Annotated in this window: 18 protein-coding genes; 16 read left to right on the forward strand and 2 right to left on the reverse strand. The window is 61.2% G+C overall.

What is annotated here, in order from left to right:
• Positions 1-30: 30 nt before the first annotated feature.
• The 16 genes from ABXR19_RS04990 (at position 31) to ABXR19_RS05065 (ending at position 18,835) form a co-directional block, all read left to right on the forward strand.
• Complete coding sequence (locus ABXR19_RS04990) at positions 31-1,371, forward strand: tetratricopeptide repeat protein (RefSeq protein ID WP_354599999.1); 1,341 nt, start codon at positions 31-33, stop codon at positions 1,369-1,371.
• Positions 1,372-1,681: 310 nt separating this feature from the next.
• Positions 1,682-3,832 carry a type VI secretion system Vgr family protein gene (locus ABXR19_RS04995; protein ID WP_354600000.1) on the forward strand — a complete coding sequence of 717 codons (2,151 nt, stop codon included), beginning with the start codon at positions 1,682-1,684 and terminating at the stop codon, positions 3,830-3,832.
• A 19-nt stretch (positions 3,833-3,851) separates the two neighbouring features.
• On the forward strand, positions 3,852-4,340 hold the full coding sequence (locus ABXR19_RS05000; protein ID WP_354600001.1) for a DUF6484 domain-containing protein: 489 nt from the start codon (positions 3,852-3,854) through the stop codon (positions 4,338-4,340).
• 10 nt (positions 4,341-4,350) lie between these two features.
• The gene (locus ABXR19_RS05005) at positions 4,351-5,472 is read left to right on the forward strand and encodes a DUF2169 family type VI secretion system accessory protein (protein ID WP_354600002.1); all 1,122 of its coding nucleotides are present in this window, start codon (positions 4,351-4,353) and stop codon (positions 5,470-5,472) included.
• Entirely contained in the window at positions 5,469-6,491 is a 1,023-nt protein-coding gene (locus tag ABXR19_RS05010; protein ID WP_354600003.1) for a hypothetical protein, read from the forward strand. Before ABXR19_RS05005 ends, ABXR19_RS05010 begins: the two co-directional genes overlap by 4 nt.
• Positions 6,491-7,624 carry a PAAR-like domain-containing protein gene (locus tag ABXR19_RS05015; RefSeq protein WP_354600004.1) on the forward strand — a complete coding sequence of 378 codons (1,134 nt, stop codon included), beginning with the start codon at positions 6,491-6,493 and terminating at the stop codon, positions 7,622-7,624. The genes ABXR19_RS05010 and ABXR19_RS05015 overlap by 1 nt, the downstream gene beginning before the upstream one ends.
• A gap of 13 nt (positions 7,625-7,637) precedes the next feature.
• Positions 7,638-8,525, forward strand: coding sequence for a hypothetical protein (locus ABXR19_RS05020; RefSeq protein ID WP_354600005.1), 888 nt, complete (start codon positions 7,638-7,640; stop codon positions 8,523-8,525).
• A complete protein-coding gene (locus ABXR19_RS05025) occupies positions 8,522-9,778 on the forward strand; it encodes a TIGR02270 family protein (protein WP_354600006.1) in 1,257 nt (418 codons plus the stop codon). Before ABXR19_RS05020 ends, ABXR19_RS05025 begins: the two co-directional genes overlap by 4 nt.
• A 170-nt stretch (positions 9,779-9,948) precedes the next feature.
• The gene (locus ABXR19_RS05030; protein ID WP_354600007.1) at positions 9,949-10,389 is read left to right on the forward strand and encodes a BPSL0067 family protein; all 441 of its coding nucleotides are present in this window, start codon (positions 9,949-9,951) and stop codon (positions 10,387-10,389) included.
• Positions 10,390-10,402: 13 nt separating this feature from the next.
• Positions 10,403-11,173, forward strand: a complete 771-nt coding sequence (locus ABXR19_RS05035) for a hypothetical protein (protein ID WP_354600008.1) — start codon at positions 10,403-10,405, stop codon at positions 11,171-11,173.
• A 313-nt stretch (positions 11,174-11,486) separates the two neighbouring features.
• A complete protein-coding gene (locus ABXR19_RS05040) occupies positions 11,487-13,721 on the forward strand; it encodes a type VI secretion system Vgr family protein (protein ID WP_354600009.1) in 2,235 nt (744 codons plus the stop codon).
• Between the two features lie 21 nt (positions 13,722-13,742).
• A complete protein-coding gene (locus ABXR19_RS05045) occupies positions 13,743-16,400 on the forward strand; it encodes a DUF2169 family type VI secretion system accessory protein (protein WP_354600010.1) in 2,658 nt (885 codons plus the stop codon).
• Entirely contained in the window at positions 16,397-17,458 is a 1,062-nt protein-coding gene (locus tag ABXR19_RS05050) for a pentapeptide repeat-containing protein (RefSeq protein WP_354600011.1), read from the forward strand. Before ABXR19_RS05045 ends, ABXR19_RS05050 begins: the two co-directional genes overlap by 4 nt.
• A gap of 12 nt (positions 17,459-17,470) precedes the next feature.
• Entirely contained in the window at positions 17,471-18,079 is a 609-nt protein-coding gene (locus ABXR19_RS05055; protein ID WP_354600012.1) for a DUF3540 domain-containing protein, read from the forward strand.
• A gap of 9 nt (positions 18,080-18,088) precedes the next feature.
• Positions 18,089-18,484 carry a DUF4150 domain-containing protein gene (locus ABXR19_RS05060; RefSeq protein ID WP_354600013.1) on the forward strand — a complete coding sequence of 132 codons (396 nt, stop codon included), beginning with the start codon at positions 18,089-18,091 and terminating at the stop codon, positions 18,482-18,484.
• A 21-nt stretch (positions 18,485-18,505) separates the two neighbouring features.
• Positions 18,506-18,835 carry a DUF3592 domain-containing protein gene (locus tag ABXR19_RS05065; RefSeq protein WP_354600014.1) on the forward strand — a complete coding sequence of 110 codons (330 nt, stop codon included), beginning with the start codon at positions 18,506-18,508 and terminating at the stop codon, positions 18,833-18,835.
• A 243-nt stretch (positions 18,836-19,078) separates the two neighbouring features.
• Here the strand turns inward: ABXR19_RS05065 and ABXR19_RS05070 are convergent, their stop codons facing one another.
• Positions 19,079-20,026: a DMT family transporter gene (locus tag ABXR19_RS05070; protein WP_354600015.1), complete on the reverse strand. Its 948-nt coding sequence runs from the start codon at positions 20,024-20,026 to the stop codon at positions 19,079-19,081.
• A 152-nt stretch (positions 20,027-20,178) separates the two neighbouring features.
• Positions 20,179-21,273 (reverse strand): tRNA 2-thiouridine(34) synthase MnmA, encoded by a 1,095-nt coding sequence (gene mnmA, locus ABXR19_RS05075; RefSeq protein ID WP_354600185.1) that lies wholly within the window; start codon positions 21,271-21,273, stop codon positions 20,179-20,181.
• Positions 21,274-21,340: the final 67 nt, after the last annotated feature.

A 21,340-nucleotide genomic window follows, 5' to 3' on the forward strand; every position in this document is an offset into this window, starting at 1 on the left:
CGGCCTTTCCGCCCCCAGGAATGCTGCAGCATGGCCGCCAACACCGACAACTCTGCCGACGCTCCGGAAGTCACCATCACCCAGGCACTCGTCTACGCCATTCAGCTCCAGCAACATAACGAACTGGACTCTGCCGAAGAGATTTACAGGCGGATTCTGGAGGCGGTTCCGGAACAAGGTGACGCACTGCATTTTCTCGGCGTACTGCAATCCCAGCGCGGCAAGCGCGACGCCGCCATCACCCTGATCCGCCGCGCCTGCGAACTGATCCCGAACCACGCAGACTGCTATATCAATCTGGGCAACGTACTGGCCGATAGCGGCCGCCTGCCCGAAGCCGCCACCGCTTATCACCATGCCCTGGCACTTGCCCCTGAACGCGGCGATGTATTCAACAACCTGGGCGTCGTATTCAAACTCCTTGGCCGCTGGGAAGAAGCCGAAACCAGCTATCTGCGCGCAATCGAACTGGAACCGGATGCCACTGGCGCCTATAACAATCTGGGCCTGCTCCACGCCTCACGCGGACACATCAAGGAAGCGGTGCATTACTACTGCCTGTCGATTGACAAAAAGCCAGACAACCCGGACAGCCGTCGCTTGCTGGGCGTTGCCTATTATTCATTGGGCAGAGTCAGCGAAGCCGCCGAGGTTTTCGAAGAATGGATGAAGCTTGAGCCCGACAGCCCGGTCGCACGCCATCTGCACGCAGCCTGCTCCGGTGACAGCGTGCCGGATCGCGCCGCCGATGATTACGTGGAACAAACTTTTGACCGCTTTGCTGACAGCTTCGACTCGCAACTGCAAGGCAACCTGTCCTATCGAGCCCCCGAACTGGTGGTCGACGCGCTGGAGCGTGCCCGGCCCGGCAGCACAGCAAACCTCGACATCCTTGATGCCGGCTGCGGCACCGGACTCTGCGGCCCTCTGCTGCGCCCGTATGCGCGGCAATTGAGCGGCGTAGACTTGTCCGGCGGAATGCTGATCAAAGCCGATGCCCGGCAATGCTACGACGCTCTGACGAAAGGGGAGCTGACAGCCTTCATCGCCGCTCAAAGCCGGAAATTCGATCTCATCATTTCGGCCGATACCCTGGTGTATTTCGGCCCACTCGAAGCAGTGTTCGCCGCCTCGCGCCAAGCCTTGCGCGCCAAGGGACTCTTGATCTTCACGGTGGAGCAACTGCCGCCGGAGCGTGACGAAACAGGCTTTGCCATCAACCCGCACGGACGCTACGCCCACGGCCACCACTACCTCGAAACAACCCTGATCAAAACAGGGTTTGAATTACGCAGCATTGACGCAGCCGACTTGCGCACCGAAGGCGGCAAGCCGGTCAAAGGCTGGGTGGTCACCGCCCAAGTTCAGTAAGCCGGGGCAAGCAGCTCCGTCCGGATTACTAATCCTGGCAATCAAGCCCATCGGAGAGCCACACCAGACCTTGGTTTGCGGCACACATGTCCGAAGAGTGGCGCCCACCAAGGCTTTTCAGCGCCCAACTCGTGAAAAGTCGTTTCAGATATATGAAGCGAAGCTTCGCCCATGTCCGTCGGTCATGCACAGCTAAGGCGACGGTCATTCAAAAGGACTCAACTGACCAACGCAAGCCTCCGGCATATCCCCGCACATTACAATCGCGCCAGCAGTCGTGCCGCTATCCACAGCATCAGGATCTCCACTCATGGCCCAAGCATTCATGCAGTTCGAACTACTTTCCCCTGTCGGTCCGGAAGTCCTGCGTCTGAGTTCTCTGTCTGCGCGTGAAACGCTCGGCCAGATCAGCGAGTTTCACCTTTTCGGTCTCAGCGACACACCCGATATCGACATCGACGCCTTGCTGGGCAAGCAGGGCAGCATACGAATCACCCTGCCCGACGGAGGCGAGCGTTTCTTCACGGGTTACTTCACCCGCTTTGCACACGCTGGCACACACGGACGCTTCCAGAGCTACGAAGCAGTACTTCGACCCTGGCCCTGGTTCCTGACCCGCACGACCGATTGCCGCATCTTTCAGAACAAGACCGTACCGGAGATCATCAAGGAAGTATTCGCAGATCATTCCGTGGCCGAACTCCGCGACGCCCTGAGCAGCAGCTACGCCCAGCGCGAATACTGCGTGCAGTACCGCGAAACCGATTTCGACTTCATCGCCCGCTTGATGGAAGAGGAAGGGATCTACTTCTTCTTCGAGTATGCAAAGGACAAGAATGTACTGGTTCTGGCCGACGCATACAGCGCCCACAACCCGGTGCCCGGCGATGCAAATTTCGAGTTCGTGGATAACGACCGTGCCCGCCGTGAAGCCTCCGACCACATCACCGACTGGCACTTTGCACGTGCGGTACAGCCCGGCAAGACACGCAGCATCGATTACGATTTCAAGCGTCCAAAGGTCAAACTGGATGCCAAGTCCAGTCACCCTCGTAGTCATGCCCAGGCCGAGCATGAAATCTTCGACTACCCCGGTGAGTTCGTCGTGCAATCCGACGGCGATCACCTTGCCCGCACCCGGCTGGACGAGATCCAGTCGCAGCACGAAGTCGCTCATGCCCGCACCAATGCCCGCTCCATCGGCTGCGGCATGCTCTTCAAACTCAGCGGCCACGTCCGCCGTGATCAGAACCGCGAATACCTCGTCACTGCCTGCTACACCCATCTGCAGGCAGAAGGACTTGAAACCAGTGACGGCGCTGAAGGCAGCAGCTACACGAGTGAAATCACCACGCTGGCCAGCGCGCAGGATTTCCGGCCGCCGCGCCTCACCCCGCGCCCCTTCGTACGCGGCATCCAGACCGCCGTTGTCGTCGGCCCCGCCGGTGACGAGATCTACACCGACAAGTACAGCCGCATCAAAGTCCAGTTCCACTGGGATCGCCTCGGCAAGAACGACGAGAACAGCTCCTGCTGGATGCGCGTCGCCCAGCCTTGGGCGGGCAAAAACTGGGGCTTCATCAGCATTCCGCGCATAGGTCAGGAAGTCGTCGTCGAATTCCTCGAAGGCGATCCGGATCGGCCGCTGATTACCGGCAGTGTCTATAACGGCGACCAGATGCCGCCCTACGACTTGCCTGCCAACATGACCCAGTCGGGCATCAAATCTCGCTCATCCAAAGGCGGCACTCCCGAGAACTTCAACGAGATCCGCTTCGAAGACAAGAAGGGCTCGGAACAGGTCTTCATCCACGCCGAGAAAAATCAGGACATCGAGGTCGAAAACGACGAGACCCACTGGGTCGGTCACGACCGCAAAAAGACCGTCGATCACGATGAAAATGTCGAGGTCAAAAACAATCGTACCGAACAGGTCGGCGTCAATGAAGACATCACCATCGGCAACAACCGCACGGAAAAGGTTGGCGTCAATGAAACGATCACTATCGGCGTCAACCGCACTGAACAAGTCGGATCCAACCAGAGCGTGACCATCGGCGCCACTGACACCCTGACTGTCGCCACCCAACGCACCCATACCGTCGGCATCAACGAAACCATCACCGTCGGCGCGGCGCAGGAGGTCACCATCGGCGCAGCCCGCGTGCTAACCGTCGGCGCCAATCAAACCACCAATATTGGCAACAACCTGTCGCTGGATGTGGGCAGCAATCGCAGCAGCAACATCGGCCAGAACGATCAACTGGATGTCGGCAAGAATCTGGTCATCAACGCGGGCGACTCCATCACCATCAAGACCGGTAGCGCCAGCATCACGATGAAGAAAGACGGCACCATCACCATCAAGGGCAAGGACATCACCCTGCAAGGCAGTGGCAAGGTCAATGTCAAAGCCTCCAGCGACGTCATCATCAAAGGCAGCAAAGTGCTGCAAAACTGAAGCGCGAAAGAGAAAATCCATGAGCCGCCGCCACCCACCCGAAATCATCGCCAGCCTTGCCAGCACCGCTGTTCCACAGCAACGCATTGATGGCATTCGCATCGCCACCCTGGTCGCCCTTGCCGCCGACGGCCTCACCCCGCTGATCAGCTATCCCGGCCAGCCCGGCAGCCAGGCACTGCCCGCCCGCAGCACAGTTGACCTGCAGGCTCGCCACATCGGCGCCAGCCTTGTCGTAATGTTCGACGAAGGCCGCCCGGATCGCCCCATCGTCATGGGCGTGATCCGCGAGCCCGTAAATATCCTGGCCGGCGCAGGCAATCAGGTCGAAATCGACGCCGACGGCGAACGCATGCTCGTCTCTGCCAAGGAACAGATCGTCCTGCGCTGCGGCAAAGCCAGTATCACCCTCACTAAAGCGGGCAAGGTACTGATCCAGGGCGCCTACGTCTCCAGTCGCTCCACCGGCGTGAATCGCGTCAAGGGCGGTTCCGTGCAGCTCAACTGATCGACCGCACATGGAACTCATCAACGCCACCCGCCTGCAGGTGGCCTACACCATGGGCATGGAGCCCAGCGGCCGCGAGCTGCTGGTCATCGCCATCAAGGGCACTTTCCCCTTGCCCAGCAAAGCGGGCGAATCCGCGCGCCTGCACGACGAACAACAGCCCTTGTTTATGGCCGACGTGTTTCATGGCGAGCCGGGTCTGTCCGCGCCGCGCTACGAAATCGACTTCGCACCGCGCAAACAGGCCTGCGACATCCTCCTGAATGCCAGCGCCTACGCACCTTACGGCCGCCCCGTCGGCAGCGTGCCGGTGGGCGTTCGCATCGGCAACTGGCAGAAAGCCTTCAACGTAGTCGGCGCCCGTCACTGGCAGGCCGGCGTATCCAGCATCTCGGCCTCCGCACCGCAGGCCTTCACCCAACAAGCCATTCACTACGGCACCGCCTTCGGTGGCGGCGATCTGCGCCACGAAGACCCGGCCAGACACGCCGCCTTCATGCTCAATCCGGTCGGCTGTGGCTTCCATCAGCACCTGCAGCGCGAATGGATAGATGGCGCCCCGCTGCCCAACACCGAAGAGATTGGCCGCGCCATTACTCACCCGCAAGGCGATTACGCCCCGATGGCCTTTGGCCCCATCGGTCGCCAATGGGCCCAGCGCGCGCCTTACGCCGGCACCTACGATGACGCTTGGTTGGAAGAGCACTTTCCCTTCCTGCCGCCGGATTTCGACGAACGCTACTACCAGGCCGCACCGCTCGATCAGCAACTGCCTTTCCCTATCGGCGGACAGGAAGTCACCCTGCTCAACCTGACCCCGGATGGCCAACGCAGTTTCACCCTGCCCGGCTTCGAAGCCCCCGTGTGGATCTTCCCCAAGGCCGGCGGCAAAGAGGAATACCGCGCCACGCTGGATACCGTTGTCCTCGAACCGGACGAAGAGCGTTACACCCTCACCTGGCGCCTGTGCCGGCCGCTGAAGAAAAGCATGTTCGAGATTGGCCAGATCCTCGTCGGCCGTCAGGGCGAAGACTGGTGGAAGCAGCGCGAAGAAATCGCCTTCTACGTCTCGCCCGATCTGATCGAAATCCTCGACGCCCACGAACGCGAACTGGCCGGAGGCAAACCATGAACGCCCCGCTCGCCATTCGCCGCTGCGGCCTCGTCACCAGCGTCGGGCTGTCCGCCGCATCCAGTTGCGCCGCCATGCGCGCCAAGCTCGGCAACCCCACCGAAACCCGCTTCATGGATAGCGGCGGCACGTGGATCATGGGCCATCAGGTCGCCCTCGAATCGCCCTGGCGCGGCATGGTCAAGCTCAGCCGCATGGCGGTGATGAGCATCAATGAAGCCCTCGCGGGCATTCCGCGCGAACGCAGGAGCGAAATCCCGCTACTGCTCTGCGTTGCCGAACGCGAACGCCCCGGCCGCCTCGCCGGGCTTGAAGACCAGTTGCTCGCGCAGATCGAAAGTGAGCTGGGCACCCGCTTCGCGCCGCAATCCGCCGTCGTTCCACACGGCCGTGTCGCCGTGGCCGCTGCCCTGCATCAGGCCCGCCAGCTCATCAACGCCCGGCAAGCCGCGCAGGTCCTCATCGTCGCCGCCGACAGCCTGCTCAACGCTGCCACGCTGTCCGCTTATGACACGCAAGAACGCCTGCTCAACGAACGCAACTCCAATGGCTTCATGCCCGGCGAAGCTGCTGGCGCGATCCTCGTCGGCCCCGCCGGCAGCGGCCCGGAGCTGCGCTGCTGCGGCATCGGTTTCGACATTGAGCCCGCCCACATCGCCAGCGAAGAGCCCCTGCGCGGCGACGGTCTGGCCCGTGCCTGCAAGGCAGCCCTCGCCGACGCAGGCTCCGCCATGCACGATCTGAATTACCGCATCGCGGATCTCTCCGGCGAGCACTATTACTTCAAGGAAGCCGCGCTAGCCCTGTCGCGAACCATGCGCACGCTCAAGGAGGAGTTCGACCTGTGGCACCCGGCCGAAGCCATTGGCGAGATCGGTGCCGCCAGCGGCATCGCCGTGCTGGCCCTGGCTGACGCCGCCAGCCGCAAGGGCTACGCCCCCGGTGCTGGCGTGATCGCACATTTCAGCAGTGATGCCGGCCAGCGCGCCGCAATCGTCCTGCAATACAGGGAGGCGTGATGGCCAATCAGATCTACGCCAACAACATGGAAGTCTCCTGCAAGGCCGCAGCAGGCAAGTCCATCGCCGCCTTCCCGGACGTATGCTTCACCCCGCCCATGACCCCCGCCACTCCGCCCGGCGTGCCCATTCCCTATCCGAATACCGGCATGGCCTCGGACACCACCAAGGGCTCACGCAACGTCAAGATCAGCGGCAAGGAAGTGATGCTCAAGAACAAGAGCTACTTCTCGAAAAGTATGGGTGACGAAGCCGGCTGCGCGCCCAAAAAAGGCGTGATCACCGCCAAGAACATGGGCAAGGTGTATTTCAACGCCTGGTCGATGAATGTAAAGGTCGAGGGCGAAAACGTGGTGCGGATGGGAGATATCACCACACATAACCATGCTGGTGACGTGCCTGGCAATGCGCCGCCGTGGCCTTATGTCGATGAAATTGCCATGAGTGCAGTCGGTGGAGCCTGTGGCGGAGAAAACGGCGATATTGCCAAGGAGAAAAAAGCCTGCGCCGATTACAAACCCCACAAGAAGGACGGTAAGGACGTCTGTGCCGAAGCTGGTCTATCCGATGCGTTCAGTCGCAAGAAAGACCTCATTGCTGCCCGGACAAAATCAGCCAGCTCAAATCCTTGCGCAGCTGCCAGACGCTGCCAGTTACTACCCTACGATGCAGAACCTAGAGACGGCATCAATGGCTGCTGCCCCTCACAAACAGGGGATCACATCATCCCCAAAAGTTCATTTTTCAAAACCTCCGTCGCAAACGGCGCCAAGGTGGATGGCTGGAAAGACTATGAGATAAAGAAGGCTCCCTGTATGTGTCTGGAAGGCGGCAGCTGCTCCGGCAGCCACGGCCTCAGGCACGCACATCACAAAGCATTCAGCACGGTTCCGGCTGGCACGCATAGAGCCTTTGAGGATGAACTCAAACACTGCGCCAAAGGTGCTGCTGCAGTAGCGCCACAATGTGACCAAAAGTGTGTTGAGGCCCAACTGAAAGAGGGTCACAAGGGGATGGGGGATCAATCGAAGCCCATCAAACACTCACCAACGGGGAAAAACTATACCGACAACAAGGCGGCGCTAGAGCAAGAAATCAGCGCGTCACTGCCTGCAGGAAAACCCCCTCGTTAACACCGGAGAAAAAATGAAAAGTGAGTTTGTTGGTGCTAGAACTTTAATTCGTGGTGCAGCCCGCTACGGAGACTTGGTGTACATCCTCAGCAAAGGAAAGGAACTGCTGGAAAGGGATATCGCTCACACAAGCATTATCGCTGTTGACCAAGCTGAATGGGCGGGCGGAATGAATACCGTCTGGGACTCTAATGCAATAGCTGTCGCCAATACGCCTTCTGAAAAATTGGTGGTTATTGGTGAGGATGGGGATGTTTTCACTTATGTCGGAGGAAACTCCACAGAAGAAAGCATTCTCCCTCCCCCTACCCTAATTCGGAACGCTCGCGCTATTGAGGGCAAGGTGTTCGCCTGCGGCATGAAGCGCCAGGTTTACGAGCGTGTTGATGAGGCGCTCTGGCATGACATCAGTGCTCCCCTCCCGACGGAGGGCGAAGAGGTCGGTTTCGAGGCCATTGACGGATTTTTCCGCAACGAGATTTATGCGGCAGGGTGGAATGGTGAAATCTGGCAATTCGATGGCACGCGCTGGCATGACCGTGGCAGTTTGACCAACCGGATTTTAACTTCCGTTTGCTGCGCTCAAAACGGAGTGGTTTACATCGCGGGCCAATCAGGCTTGCTGATCCGTGGTCGGAACGACGCTTGGGAAGTTGTGCATTGGGACGAAGACACAAATGTCGATATCTGGGACCTGTGTTGGTTCCAGGACAAACTGTACGTTTCGACCATGTCTGGCCTATTTACGCTCGAAGGCAAGGCGCTCGTCACGGTCGACTTTGGCGGCACGGCGGAACCAGAAACTTTTTATAGCCTGACTACAGCCGAAGGCGTTCTTTGGTCTATCGGCGAAAGCGACGTTGCATCGTTCGATGGACAGTCCTGGCAAGTTTATGAATGAAAGAAGTCCACGTGACTGAAATCATCCTCGCCCAACACACCGAAGACGCCGCCCTGATCTACCTGCAGCGGCGCGCGGCGGTGCATGCGCCGCATTTCGCCCTGCTCTACCTGCAGCGCCTCGACGAGCGCCTCGCCGCGCATCTGGACGGGCTGTGCGTGGCGGCGCAGGAAGGCCGGCCCTGGCTGCGCGAGGAGGATGGCGATCTGCCCGGTGCGCTGTTTGCCGAGACGGTGGTGGCGCTCACGGAGCAGCCCTCACGGCTCGATGCCCTGCTGAGTCGTACTGCCCTGCTGCCGGATGAATTTCAGGACGAGCTGATCGCGGCGCTGGGCTGGGTAGACGCGAATTGCCTGAAAGGCACGGTCCAGCACCTGCTGGCCTCCGAGAATCCCTTTCGGCGCCGTATCGGGCTGGTGGCCTGCACGCAGCATCGGGTGAATCCGGGTTCTATCCTGCACGGCGCCTTCAACGCCGAAGACCCGGCTCTGCGCGCCTGCGCGGCGCACACGGCAGCGAAGCTGGGGATGGTCGAAATGAGAGAGCATTGCCGCACCCTGCTGAGCGATGCAGATCCACGGGTGAGCTTTCAGGCCGCCTGGGGTGGTGTGCTGCTGGGCGAGCGCAGCGATTGTCTGGCCCGCCTCGGCGCCTGGGCTGCGCAGCCCGGCCCGCAGCAGACAGATGCGCTGCGTCTGTGGCTGCTCGCAGCCGCACCGACGGATGCCCACAATCTGCTCGCCAGACTGAGGAAAGCGCCGGAGCACATACGCACGCTGATCACCGGCAGCGGCGTCGTCGGCGATCCGCACTACCTGCCCTGGTTGTTGCAACAGACGGAAAACCCGGCGCTCGCCCGCCTGGCCGGTGAAGCCTTCACCCTGATCACCGGCCTCGATCTGAGCGAAGCCGATCTGGAGTCGGAGGCACCACCCGGCGCAGCAAGCGGCCCGGACGATGATCCTGAAAGCGACGACCTGTCGGACGATCCGGACGAGAACCTGCCCTGGCCGGATGCCGCCAAGCTGCAGGCCTGGTGGCAGGCCAACGCCGCCGATTTCCCGGCCGGCCAGCCCTTCTTCATGGGCCAGCCGCGCGACACCGGCATTGCCCTGACGACGCTGCGCGGCGGCTATCAGCGCCAGCGCCGCCTCGCCGCGCTGATTCTCGCCCTGCACAGCCCGGACGCTGTGCTCTTCAACATTGCCGCCCCGGCCAGGCGGCAGAAACAGCTGCTGCAGTGGCTGAGCTAAGCCGACCCGGAGAGCCGCATGCAGCGAACCTCTGCGGGCAGGCATGCTGCGGATCCAATCAGGAAGGGACTCTTCGGGCAAGCATACTGCAGAACAAATCCGCATGCGCCTACGCAAGCAGCAACTACAATTTCCGTGACGCAGCCAAATTTTCCGCCTTGGGGATACACATGCCGCACGTCTCAAAAAACTACCTGAACCATCCGGATGCACCGATCGGGCAATGGGCTTGCGCGCCCTCCTCCAGCCTGGGCCCCTACGCAAGCGCCCCACCCAGCGACAGCACTTCAGGCCCGGCCAACTATTGCGGCCAGTGTGTCTCTTACGTCAAAACAGTCAGTCCCACCCTGCCAGCCCGTACGGCAGACTGGAAAAAAGGCGCCGCCGTGAAGGACAACAAGAGCATCGTGGCCGGCACCGTCATCGCGACATTCAATGACGAGGGCAAATATCTGGGCCACGCCGCCATCTACGTCGATCAGGGCGCAGCCGGCATCACGGCGTATGACCAATGGGTCACCGGAAGACCCAAACCCATTGGTTCCAGAATACTGAAATGGGGTGCGCCGAAAATCGTGAATAACGCGGACAGCTACTATGTCGTGGATTAGAGCAGCGTCTGCCTTGAGCCTGGTGAGCATCGCGTGCGGGCTGGCTGCGTCCGATGCATGGGCGGCAAGTTCGCCTCCCCTGTTTGACAAACCCCTGCAGGAACGGCATCGCCCCTTGCCGCGCGATCCGCTCAACCCGCAATTCAAGCCTGAGCTGAGTTGCTATGTGTACCCGGGCCTGATGATCAAGCAGACCGATATGGGCGAGATCGGCGCCGCGCGCATCGGCTTGATCCGACTCGCCCCCAAGGCCAAAGCGCCACCCTGCGTACGCAAGCCGGCCAAGGGCGAGATCGATCTGGTCGAAGGGCACGAAAGTGCCGGAAATTTCAGGGGCATCAAAGGCCCCTTCGTCCTGGTCGACGCACCCGAAAGCATTCAGGGCGGACTCGCCTTGAGTTTCTTCGATTTCGACGGCAGAAAACTCTTTGAAGATCTGCTGCAGGGCAATGGCCTGCAACAGGTCGAACTGTTGAAGACCGACCCCACGCAGCTGCGACTCCGCTACCGGCGCCTGTTCCCGGCGGAATGCTCGCTGTACACCGACCCGGCCGGCTGCTGGCAGAGCATCCGCCAAGCCACCGGCCTGAACGAAAAATCTCCGCCCGATTGCCGGGCCGACTACGAAAGCATGGCAAAAGCTGAAGCGCCAGAACGCGTACAGAGTGTGTTTAAAAATCCAAGCGTGATCGACTACGACGCCGAGCTGATCGTCGCTCTCAAAGGCCCGCAGCAGCGAGCTGCGCCGGTTTCAGCAGCAGTCCGTTGCTGGCCAGCCGAATGAGGTTTGATCCTGCCTGAAGAGCCGCAGCTGACGGCTCTCTACAGGCAGGCATGCTGCAAACACAATCCAGGAGCGGCTCTTCAGGCATGCACTGACACCGAACTGCATGCGACCGGACAAACCCGAAACTCCCCGCCCTGCAGCCTGTTCGCCCCAAAAGACGTGGCCCCGAAATACCATCCCTGAAAAATGGATTTTGTGCCCGAATGGGCGAATGGAAAAACACGGGGTGGGCTCGTTCGGTGCCACCCGGATTTCGACTATCCTTTGGAATCTGGGTGCAATCTCCCGCAGCCGCGCAAAGGATCAAGTCATGGCCGAATCGATGCAGTTCGAATTGAGCACCCCGCTAGGCCCGAACATCCTGCGCCTGCACTCGCTGCAAGCACGTGAATCACTGGGACGGATCAGCGAATTCCATGTCGAGTGTCTCAGCGAGAAAGCCGATATTGATCTGGACGCGCTGCTGGGGAAAATCGCCAGCGTGCGCATCACCCTGCCCGATCAGAACGAACGCTTCCTGACCGGGTACGTCACCCGCTTTTCACACACTGGAACAGAAGGCCGCTATCAAGCCTATCAGGCGCACATCCAGCCCTGGCCTTGGTTTCTGACGCGCACGGCAGATTGCCGCATCTTCCAGAACAAGAGTGCGCCGGAGATCATCAAGGATATTTTTGCAGACCATTCGGTCGCCGAATTCCGCGACTCGCTCAGTGGCGACTATGCCAAACGCGAATACTGTGTGCAGTACCGCGAGACGGATTTCGATTTCATCTGCCGCCTGATGGAAGACGAAGGCATCTACTTTTTCTTCGAGTATCAGAAGGACAAGAATGTGCTGGTGCTGGCCGACTCCTACAGCGCCCACAGCCCGGTGCCGGGCGACGCCAGCTTCGAATTCGTGGACAACCAGCGCGCGCAAAAAGAAGCCTCCGATCACATCACCGACTGGCGTTTCGAGCGCGTGGTGCAGCCGGGAAAGACGCGCCTCGTCGATTACGACTTCAAACGTCCCAAAGTGAAGCTGGATGCGGCCGCCAACCTGCCACGCGGGCATGATCAAGCGGATCACGAAGTCTTCGATTACCCGGGTGGTTTTGAAGTACAAGCCGACGGCGATCATCTGGCGCGGGCGCGCATCGATGAACTGCATTCACAACACGAACTGGCCCACGCGCGCACCAATGCACGAGCTATCGGCAGTGGCATGCTCTTCAAGCTCAGTGGCCATGTACGCCGTGACCAGAATCGCGAATATCTGGTCACCGCCAGTTTCATCCACCTGCAGGCCGAGGGCCTCGAAGCCCAGCAAGGCACGCAGGGCAGCGTATACCAGTGCGAGATCACGGCGCTGTCGAGCCAACAGGAATTCCGCCCGCAGCGCCTCACCCCACGCCCGGTTGTGCGCGGCCCGCAGACGGCGGTGGTGGTCGGCCCGGCTGGCGACGAGATATACACAGACCAATACGGCCGTGTGAAGGTGCAGTTCCATTGGGACCGCCTCGGCAAGGTCGATGAAAACAGCTCGTGCTGGATGCGCGTGTCGTCTCCTTGGGCGGGCAAAAACTGGGGCTTCGTGGCAATTCCGCGCATCACCCAGGAGGTGGTAGTCGAATTCCTCGAAGGCGACCCGGACCGGCCGCTGATCACGGGCAGTGTCTATAACGGCGAGCAGATGCCGCCCTACGACTTGCCTGCCAACATGACCCAGTCGGGCATCAAATCCCGCTCATCCAAAGGCGGCACCCCCGACAACTTCAACGAAATCCGCTTCGAGGACAAGAAGGGTGAAGAACAGGTCTTCATCCACGCCGAGAAAAATCAGGATATCGAAGTTGAGAACGACGAAACCCATTGGGTCGGACACGACCGCAAGAAGACCGTCGACAATGATGAAAACGTCGAGGTCAAAAACAACCGCACCGAGAAGGTCGGCGTCAATGAAGACATCACCGTCGGCGCAAACCGCACGGAGTCGGTCGGTGCCAATGAAGACATCACGATTGGCGCGAACCGCACGGAATCAGTCGGGGCCAACGAGGACATCACGATTGGTGCCAACCGTACGGAAACCGTAGGCGCCAGCGAGAGCATCACGGTCGGTGCTAGCCAGTCGATCACGGTTGGTGCCAGCCGTACAGACTCGGTCGGGGCCAGTGTCACACAAACCATCGGTGCCGGACTGACCCAGACCGTGGGTGGCCCGTGGAACATGACCGCAGCCGGGCCGGTGACCATCACCGCCCCAGCCGGGCTGACCATCATCTCGCCCGGTGGCAACCGCACCATCGACAACATGTTCGACAAGATCGGCGGCTTTCTGACGCAAAAATTCGGTTCACAAAGTACTGTCACCGGCATGACCTATGCGGCCACAGCCATCGCCATTGCGCAGACCGGCTCGAAGGTTGAAACCACCGGCACCTCGCACGGCATTACCGCGCTGAACTACGAAGTTAAGGGCGTCAACATGGCTTATGTGGTGCTCAAGTGCGAAAAAGCGTCTTTCGAGATCAAGACTGCCGATGCCCACATCATTGCCTGACGCATTCTTCGGAATCGCCCCATGAAGACGATCAAGCCCGGCGCGCTCGCCCTGCTGACGCGCACCATCGAGTTCAAGGGGCACTTCCGCTTCGTCGTCACGCCCATGCTCTTCGTATCGCTGCAAGGGCCACTGCGCCTGCGTGGTGAAGCGGCGTTATGGCAATTTGCAGCGGATGAACTGGGCGCCGATGCAGCACTGGACGCCTGCATGCCCAAGGTACGCGGCGAATATCTGGTGCACGGCCGCGCCAGCCCACCCGGCGGCCCGGCACCGGCCTGCGCGGTGCGCGTGCGCTTTGCCGGCCTGGAGAAAACCCTGTGCGTTTTCGGCGAACGCCACTGGCAAGGCCAGCAAGCCTCTGCCCCGCAAGCCATTCACGATCAGCCCCTGGCTTGGCCATTGGCTTATGGCGGCGAAGGATTCGCCCTCAACCCGGCCGGCTCGGGCCATATCAAACCTGCAGACAAGGCCGCGCTCTGGCGCCTGCCGCAGATGGAATACCCGGACGATCCGTCCATTCGCCCCGGCACGTCGATCCGCCCGGCCGGCTTTGGCGCACGCGATGTAACACATCCCGAGCGCGCCGCGATGATCGGCACTTACGATGACAACTGGTTCAAGACCGATTACCCTGGTCTGGCCCGCGATCTGGACTGGCGTCATTTCAACGTCAGCGCGCCGGACCAATGGCTGAATCTGCCGCTGCCAGCCGACGCGCCCTGGGAGTTCGAGAACCTGCACCCGACGCAAGCCGTACTGCGTGGCCAGCTGCCCGGCATCCTGCCACGCTGCTTCATCACCCGCCTGATCGATGATGTGCCGCGCTGCGAAGAAATCCCGGTGCAGCTCGATACCGTGCTGTTCTTTCCGCACCGCGAATGCGCCATTCTGATCGGGCGCGGGCATGTCGAAGTCGCCGACGAGAATGCCGAGGACATCAAACTGCTGCTCGCCGCAGCTGACTGGCAAAGCGAAGCGCGCCCGCTGGAGCACTACGCCGAAGCGATCCAGAAACGTCTCGATCCGGAAAACGGGCACTTCTTCCTGCTCAAGGAAGATGATTTGTTACCGGACGGCATGAACGAGCGCTATAGCGTTGAGCAGTTCGTCGGCAGCCCGCCTGCCGATCCGCGCCCCCTGCTCAGCGAAAACCTGCGTCGCCGCCAGACCAGTGAAATCGAGCAGGCGCGGGCCATGGTTGCCAGCTATGGCATCAATCCGGATGAAGGCCACGCCCCGAGCCTGCCCGCCACACCCGATCTGCTGCCGCAGAAACTCGAAGAACTTCCGGCCTTTCTGGCCCAGATGCAGACGCGCGCCGAAGCCGGCAAGGCCGAACTGGCCGCCCTCGAAGTCAAGTCAGACAAGGCGCGCCGGGCGCTGTTTGCCAGCCTCGGCATGGATTACAGCGTCATCGAACGCGAATACTCGGCCAAGCCCAAGGGACCGCCAATCTTCAAGGCTCAGGCTGAATTCGACACCCTCGAAAAAGTGCGCGCCACCCTCGCCGCGCAGAACGGTCCGGTTGCAGAAATCGATCAGTATCTGCAAGACCCGGCCTATCGCCAACGCATGCAGAAAGCCGAGCAGCAGTCGCGCGAGGCCTATCGCCAGAGCGCTCATCTGCAGGACGCCGCCGATGCCATGCCTGGCGAACGCGCCGCCTGGGTGCGTCAGCGCGCCGAGCAGCACCTGCAGGCAGGCAACTCTTTCGTCGGCCTTGATCTGACCGGCGCCAATCTGGCCGGCATGGCGCTCGCAGGCGTTGATTTCACGGGTGCCCAGCTTGAAGGCATCGACTTCAGCGGCTGCGATCTGAGTGGCGCCTGTTTCGACAAGGCGGTGCTGGCCCGCGCCAAGCTCACCGGCGCGAACCTTACGGGCGCCAGCCTGCGCGAAACCAATCTGGGTGAAGCCAACCTGACCGATACCAACTTCACCAATGCCATGCTGGAAAGCGCCATCCTGCAAGGCGCCATCTTTGCCCGCGCCTGCTTTGCCGGTGCCAATCTGCAGAAGGCCAATCTGATCGGTGGCGCGAAATTCAGCGAAGGCGACCTGTCCGGCGCCGATGCCAGCGATCTGGTGCTGCTGGACGCCGACCTGAGCGGCCTGCTGTGTCGCAATACCTGTCTGGATCGCGCCGCCTTCGTGCGCTGCACTCTGAGCGGCGCGGACTTCTCCGGTGCCAGCCTGGAGCGCGCCTCCTTCATCGAGGTCAAGGCCGAGGGCGCCCGCCTTGTCGGTGCGCGCATCATCAAGACGGTTTTCGTCGGCGTGAACAATCTGGATGGTTGTGATTTTTCCGGTGCGCAGATCCACACCTGCAATTTCCGCCCCTCCAGCCTGCGCGGCGCGCGCTTCGAGGGCGCGCAAATCCGTGAAGCCGACTTCTCGCAGACCGATCTGCAGGGAGCCTCCTTCGCGGCGGCCAGCGCCACCGACTGCCGCTTCGTCAAGGCCGATCTGCACCGCGCCGATCTCTCCGGCGCCAAGCTGATGAACAGCAGCTTCGCCAGCGCCCGCATCGAAGGCGCCGACCTGCGCGAGAGCAACCTGTATGCCGCTGACCTGGCCCGCGCCGCCGCCGATGGCGATACCCTGCTCGACGGCGCAATAACCACCAAGGTGCGCACCTATCCACGCCGGCGCACGCCAGAAGCAGGTGCAGCATGACGCGCGAGGAACTCGTCAAGCTGATCCGCTCCGGCCACGAGGCCAGCGCACTCGGCTTGCAGAATCTTGATCTGCACGCAGCCATTCTGACGGGTGGGGTTTTCCATGCCTGTGATTTCTCCGGCGCCAATCTGAGCACGGCAGATCTGCGCCAGTCGAGCTTCTTCGACTGCCACTTCGATAACGCCGAGCTGAGCAATGCACAGCTGGGCGACTGCTTTTTCGCCCGCTGCAGCTTCAAGCGCAGCCACCTGACGGACGCCTCGGCCCACAACACCAATTTCGCCGAGTGCCAGTTCGCGGACGCCGACCTGAGCCGCGCCAATCTGGGCCTGGTGGTGTTTGCCAAGTCGAAACTGGCGCGCGTGAAATTCTGCGGCACGCAAACCGACCGCATGAATTTCCTTGAATGCGAAATGCAGGCGCCGGATTTCAGCGCCACCCTGCTCGACCGCGTGGTGCTGCTCAAGGCCGATCTGCGCGCTGCAAATTTCGCCGAAGTGCGGCTCAAGAACGTGGTGCTGCTGCAGTGCCTGCTGGCCGGTCAGAATTTCGTCGGCGCCGACCTGACTTTGAGCCAGCTGATCGGTGCCGATGTCAGCGGCTGTGATTTCAGCGGCGCATCGCTGCGTCAATGCAACTTTCAGGGCGGCAAGGCGGCCGGCGCGAAGTTCACCGGAGCCGATGCGCGCAATTCCATTTTCATGGGCTGCGAACTCACTGGCGCGGACTTTCAGAATGCCCAGCTGACTCAGGCGATCTTCGTCGAAGCCCAGATCAGCCAGGCCCGCTTCACAAACGCCGACATGCGCCAGAGCCTGCTGCTGCGCGCCAATGCTCAGCACGCCAGCTTTGCCGGCGCGCGGCTGGATGAAGCCGATTTTTCACATGCCGACTTGCGCGAAGCCGATCTGCGCGGTGCTTCGCTGCATCGCACGCGTCTGCATGGCGTACAGGATCAGGGGGCGGCCTTTACCGACCGCAAACGTGCGCTGGAAAGCGATGCCGAATTACTGGCCGCCGAGCAATGGCAGCCACGCCACATCAAAGCCGTCTAAGGAGAATGAAACATGGGTGACTCTGCCAACGCACTGATCAAACAGATCCTGAACCGGCCGGTGAATGCCATCGGCCGCGTCATCACATTCGATGAAACAGGCTTTTGCATTGCACTGGACAGCGGAGAGTGCGTGGCCAAACGCGCGGCCAGCTGCCTGCTCGCGCCCGAGCCCGGCGACAGCGTGCTGGTCTGCGGGCCGCATGCAGCGGCGCTCTACATCATTGCCGTGCTGGAACGCAGCAATGACGTGCCTTCCCGGCTGCTGCTCGGCAAGGATGCGGAAATCAGCGCCAGCGGACGCCTCAGCCTCGCCAGCGACGAACTGCTGGTACGCGCCCGCAGCGCCACGACCCTGATCGATCAGCTCAGCAGCTTCGGCCGCGAGCTGAGCGCATCCATCGGCAAGATCAAGCTGGTCGGCAATCTGTTTGAATCCTTCCTTGATCGCGTCAGCCAGTTCACCGGCCATAGTCTGCGCACGGTTGAAGGCGTCGATCAGGTGCGCAGCAGCGTCATTGATTACCGCGCCGAGCAGTCGCTGAACCTGCAAGGCTCGGAAGTCATCGCCACGGCCAAAGAGCTGATCAAGGTCGACGGCAAGCAGATCCATATCGGCTAAGGACACATCATGTTCGCCAACACGCAAATGATGGGCATGGACACGGGCTTCCCGGATGTGTGCCTGACGCCCACGCCAGCCGGCCCGGTACCGATTCCCTATCCGAATATCGCGATGGGCCCGACAGCGATTCCGAATTGCCCGACCATCCTGTTCATGGGCGCGCCCGCGCACAACATGGCCACCACCATCCCGATGACCAACGGCGACAACGCCGGCGTAGCCATGGGCGTGGCCTCCGGCACGGTGATGGGCCCGTCGCGCCACCTCACCGCCGCCTTCATGACGCTGCTGATGGGCATGCCCGCCACGCGCCTGACCAGCATGTCATTGCAGAACAGCACCAACTGCCCCGGCTGCCGCATCGTACCCAGCCAGGTCAAAGTATTGCTGCTCGGCCCCTGAACACGCCCACACTACGCCACCATGAAAATCATGATCCTCTTGCTCGCCGGCCTCGCCGCACTCGCCATCGTCATCGCACTGTTCCTGTTCTCCAGCAGCAAGGATATCGCCGAGACCGGCACGCCAGCCACCGCGCGCATCCTGTCGATTCACGACACCGGTGGGCGCCTCAACAGCAATCCAGCCATCGAATTCCAGCTCGAAGTCCAGCCCGAAAATGGCCCGGCCTACACGGCCACGGCGAATGCGATTGTGTCGACGGTATATCTGCCGCGCTTCCAGCCCGGCGCCAGCATCGCGGTGAGGATTGATCCGGCAGATCCGAGCAAGGTCGCGGTTGTGATGCCCTGAAAGCGGGGCGGACGAGCGCAGCGAACTCTAGAACAGCCCCCGCCCCGTCATTCCGGACTTGATCCGGAATCCAGTGCCTTTCGCCGCCAGCCTTCTGGATTCCGGGTCAAGCCCGGAATGACGAATTTAACGTAGTTTCATCAACTCAGAAGCACACCACCAGCACAAACACCCGCCCGAAGATCCGCACAGGGCGGCCATCTTCAGCCACCCTACCCGCTCAGCGCCGCCTGACGGTCGTCTTCAGGCAGGCCTCTGCAGATCCTTGTCCGGTGCGGCTTCGCGGGTCACCAGCCAGATCCCGCCGCACACCAGCAGCAAGGCCAGCAGGTTCTTCCATTCGAGGATTGTTTCGTCAAGGAACAGCGCGGAAAGCCCGGCGCCAAAGATCGGCACGAGGAAGTTGAACACGGTCACCATGCCAACGCGGTTGTACTTGAGCAGAATGGTCCACAAGGCGAAGGCCACCGAAGACAGCAACACCATGTAGGCCATCAGGGCCACCGCCATGGGCGAGAAAGCTTCGAGCTGGCCGCCCGCCAGCCAGCCGCCAGCGAGCAAAGCCACGCCACCGATGGAGAGCTGATAACCGGTGAGCACCACCGAATCGATATTCTGCGAGATCTTCTTGCCGTAGATCGACGCCGCCGAGAGGATGAAGGCGGCCAGCACGACGCTGCCCTCGCCTAACAGGCTGAAGGAAAAATCCAGCAGGCTGCGGTTGAAATTCACCACCAGCACGCCGGCAAAGCCGATCAGGCAACCGGTGATGCGCGGCGCGCTGAGCTTGTCGTTGTGATAGATGAAGTGCGCCAGGAGCACCGAAAAGAAGGTGCCCGTGGCGTTCATGATCGAGCCCTTCACCCCGGTCGTATAAGCCAGACCGAGATAGAAGAAGACGTATTGCAGCGAAGTCTGGGTCAGGCCCAACAAGCTGACCTGCCCCAGCTGCCGCGCGGAGGCCAGCCGCAAGGAACGACCCGTAAGCTGCGCGAACACCAGCAACAACAGGCCTGCAAACACGAAGCGCCAGCCCGCGAAGAGCAGCTTGCCGGGAATGTCGTTGGCCGCGATATGCAACAGCGCGTAGCCGTTCTTGATCGCCGGATAGGCGCTACCCCACAGCAGGCAGCTGAGAGTGGCGAGGGCGAAGACGACGGAACGGCGGGTGAAAAAACTGGCAGTGGTCATTCGAATTTTTACCAAAATCAAATCAAGAAGCCGACGCTGCCGAAGAAAACGTAGCGAGCGGTTCGAGGTCGCGAGGAGCAACGCAGCCGTACTGATGTACGGCGAGTAGCACGGTCGCGAGATCGGACCGCGCTTAGCTTTATTCGGTGGCGTCACAAAATAATGCCACCGCCCAGACAAACGCGGCTCTCGTAGACCACCACCGACTGCCCCGGCGTCACCGCCCACTGCGGCGCGGCGAAGGCGATTTCGGCGCGCTCGGTGCTCAGCGCATCGATCTCGCAAGGCTGATCCGATGTGCGATAGCGCGGTTTGGCGGCATAGACCCAATTGGTACGCGGCGCGCGTTCGCTGATCCAGTTCAGGTTGCCCGCAATCAGGCGTTCGCGCAGCAGCGCCGGGTGGGCGTGGCCCTGCACGGCATACAGCACATTGGCCTGCATGTCCTTGGCAGCGACGTACCAGGCGTCGTGATCGCCGGCCACGTCATTACCCTTGATGCCGCCGATGTGCAGGCCCTTGCGCTGGCCGATGGTGTGATACATCAGGCCCTGATGCTCGCCAATCAGGCGGTTGTCGTCCAGCGAGCGAATTTCGCCCGGCTTGGTCGGCAGGTAACGCATCAGGAATTCGCGGAAGGGGCGTTCGCCGATGAAGCAGATGCCGGTGGAATCCTTCTTGTCGTGCACGTGCAGGCCGGCGCGCTCGGCGATCTCGCGCACATCGCGCTTGTAGATGTCGCCCAGCGGGAAAATGGCTTTCGACAGCTGCGATTGATTGAGGCGATACAGGAAGTAGCTCTGATCCTTGGTGCCGTCATCGGCCTTGAGGAGCTGGAATTCGGTGCGCCCGTCGCTCGTCCATTCACGCACGCCGGCATAGTGGCCGGTGGCGATCTTGTCGGCACCCAGCTCGACGGCATGATCCAGAAAGGCTTTGAACTTGATCTCGCTATTGCACAGGATGTCCGGATTCGGCGTGCGGCCGGCTTCGTATTCACTGAGGAACTCGGCGAAGACGCGATCCTTGTATTCCTTGCTGAAATTCACCACTTCCAGATCGATGTTCAGCACGTCGCAGACCGAGGCCACGTCGACAAGATCCTGCCGCGTCGAGCAGTACTCGTCGTCGTCGTCGTCTTCCCAGTTCTTCATGAACAGGCCGGTGACTTCATAGCCCTGCTGCTTCAAAAGCAGCGCGGCGACCGCAGAATCCACGCCGCCGGACATGCCGACGACCACCTTCATTCCTTGACCATCAATCTTCATCGCTCAATCCTTTCGCGAAGTGCCGAGTTCTGAGTTCTGAGTCAAA

The organism is Uliginosibacterium flavum, from assembly GCF_040566545.1.
GTDB classification, from domain to species: domain Bacteria; phylum Pseudomonadota; class Gammaproteobacteria; order Burkholderiales; family Rhodocyclaceae; genus Uliginosibacterium; species Uliginosibacterium flavum.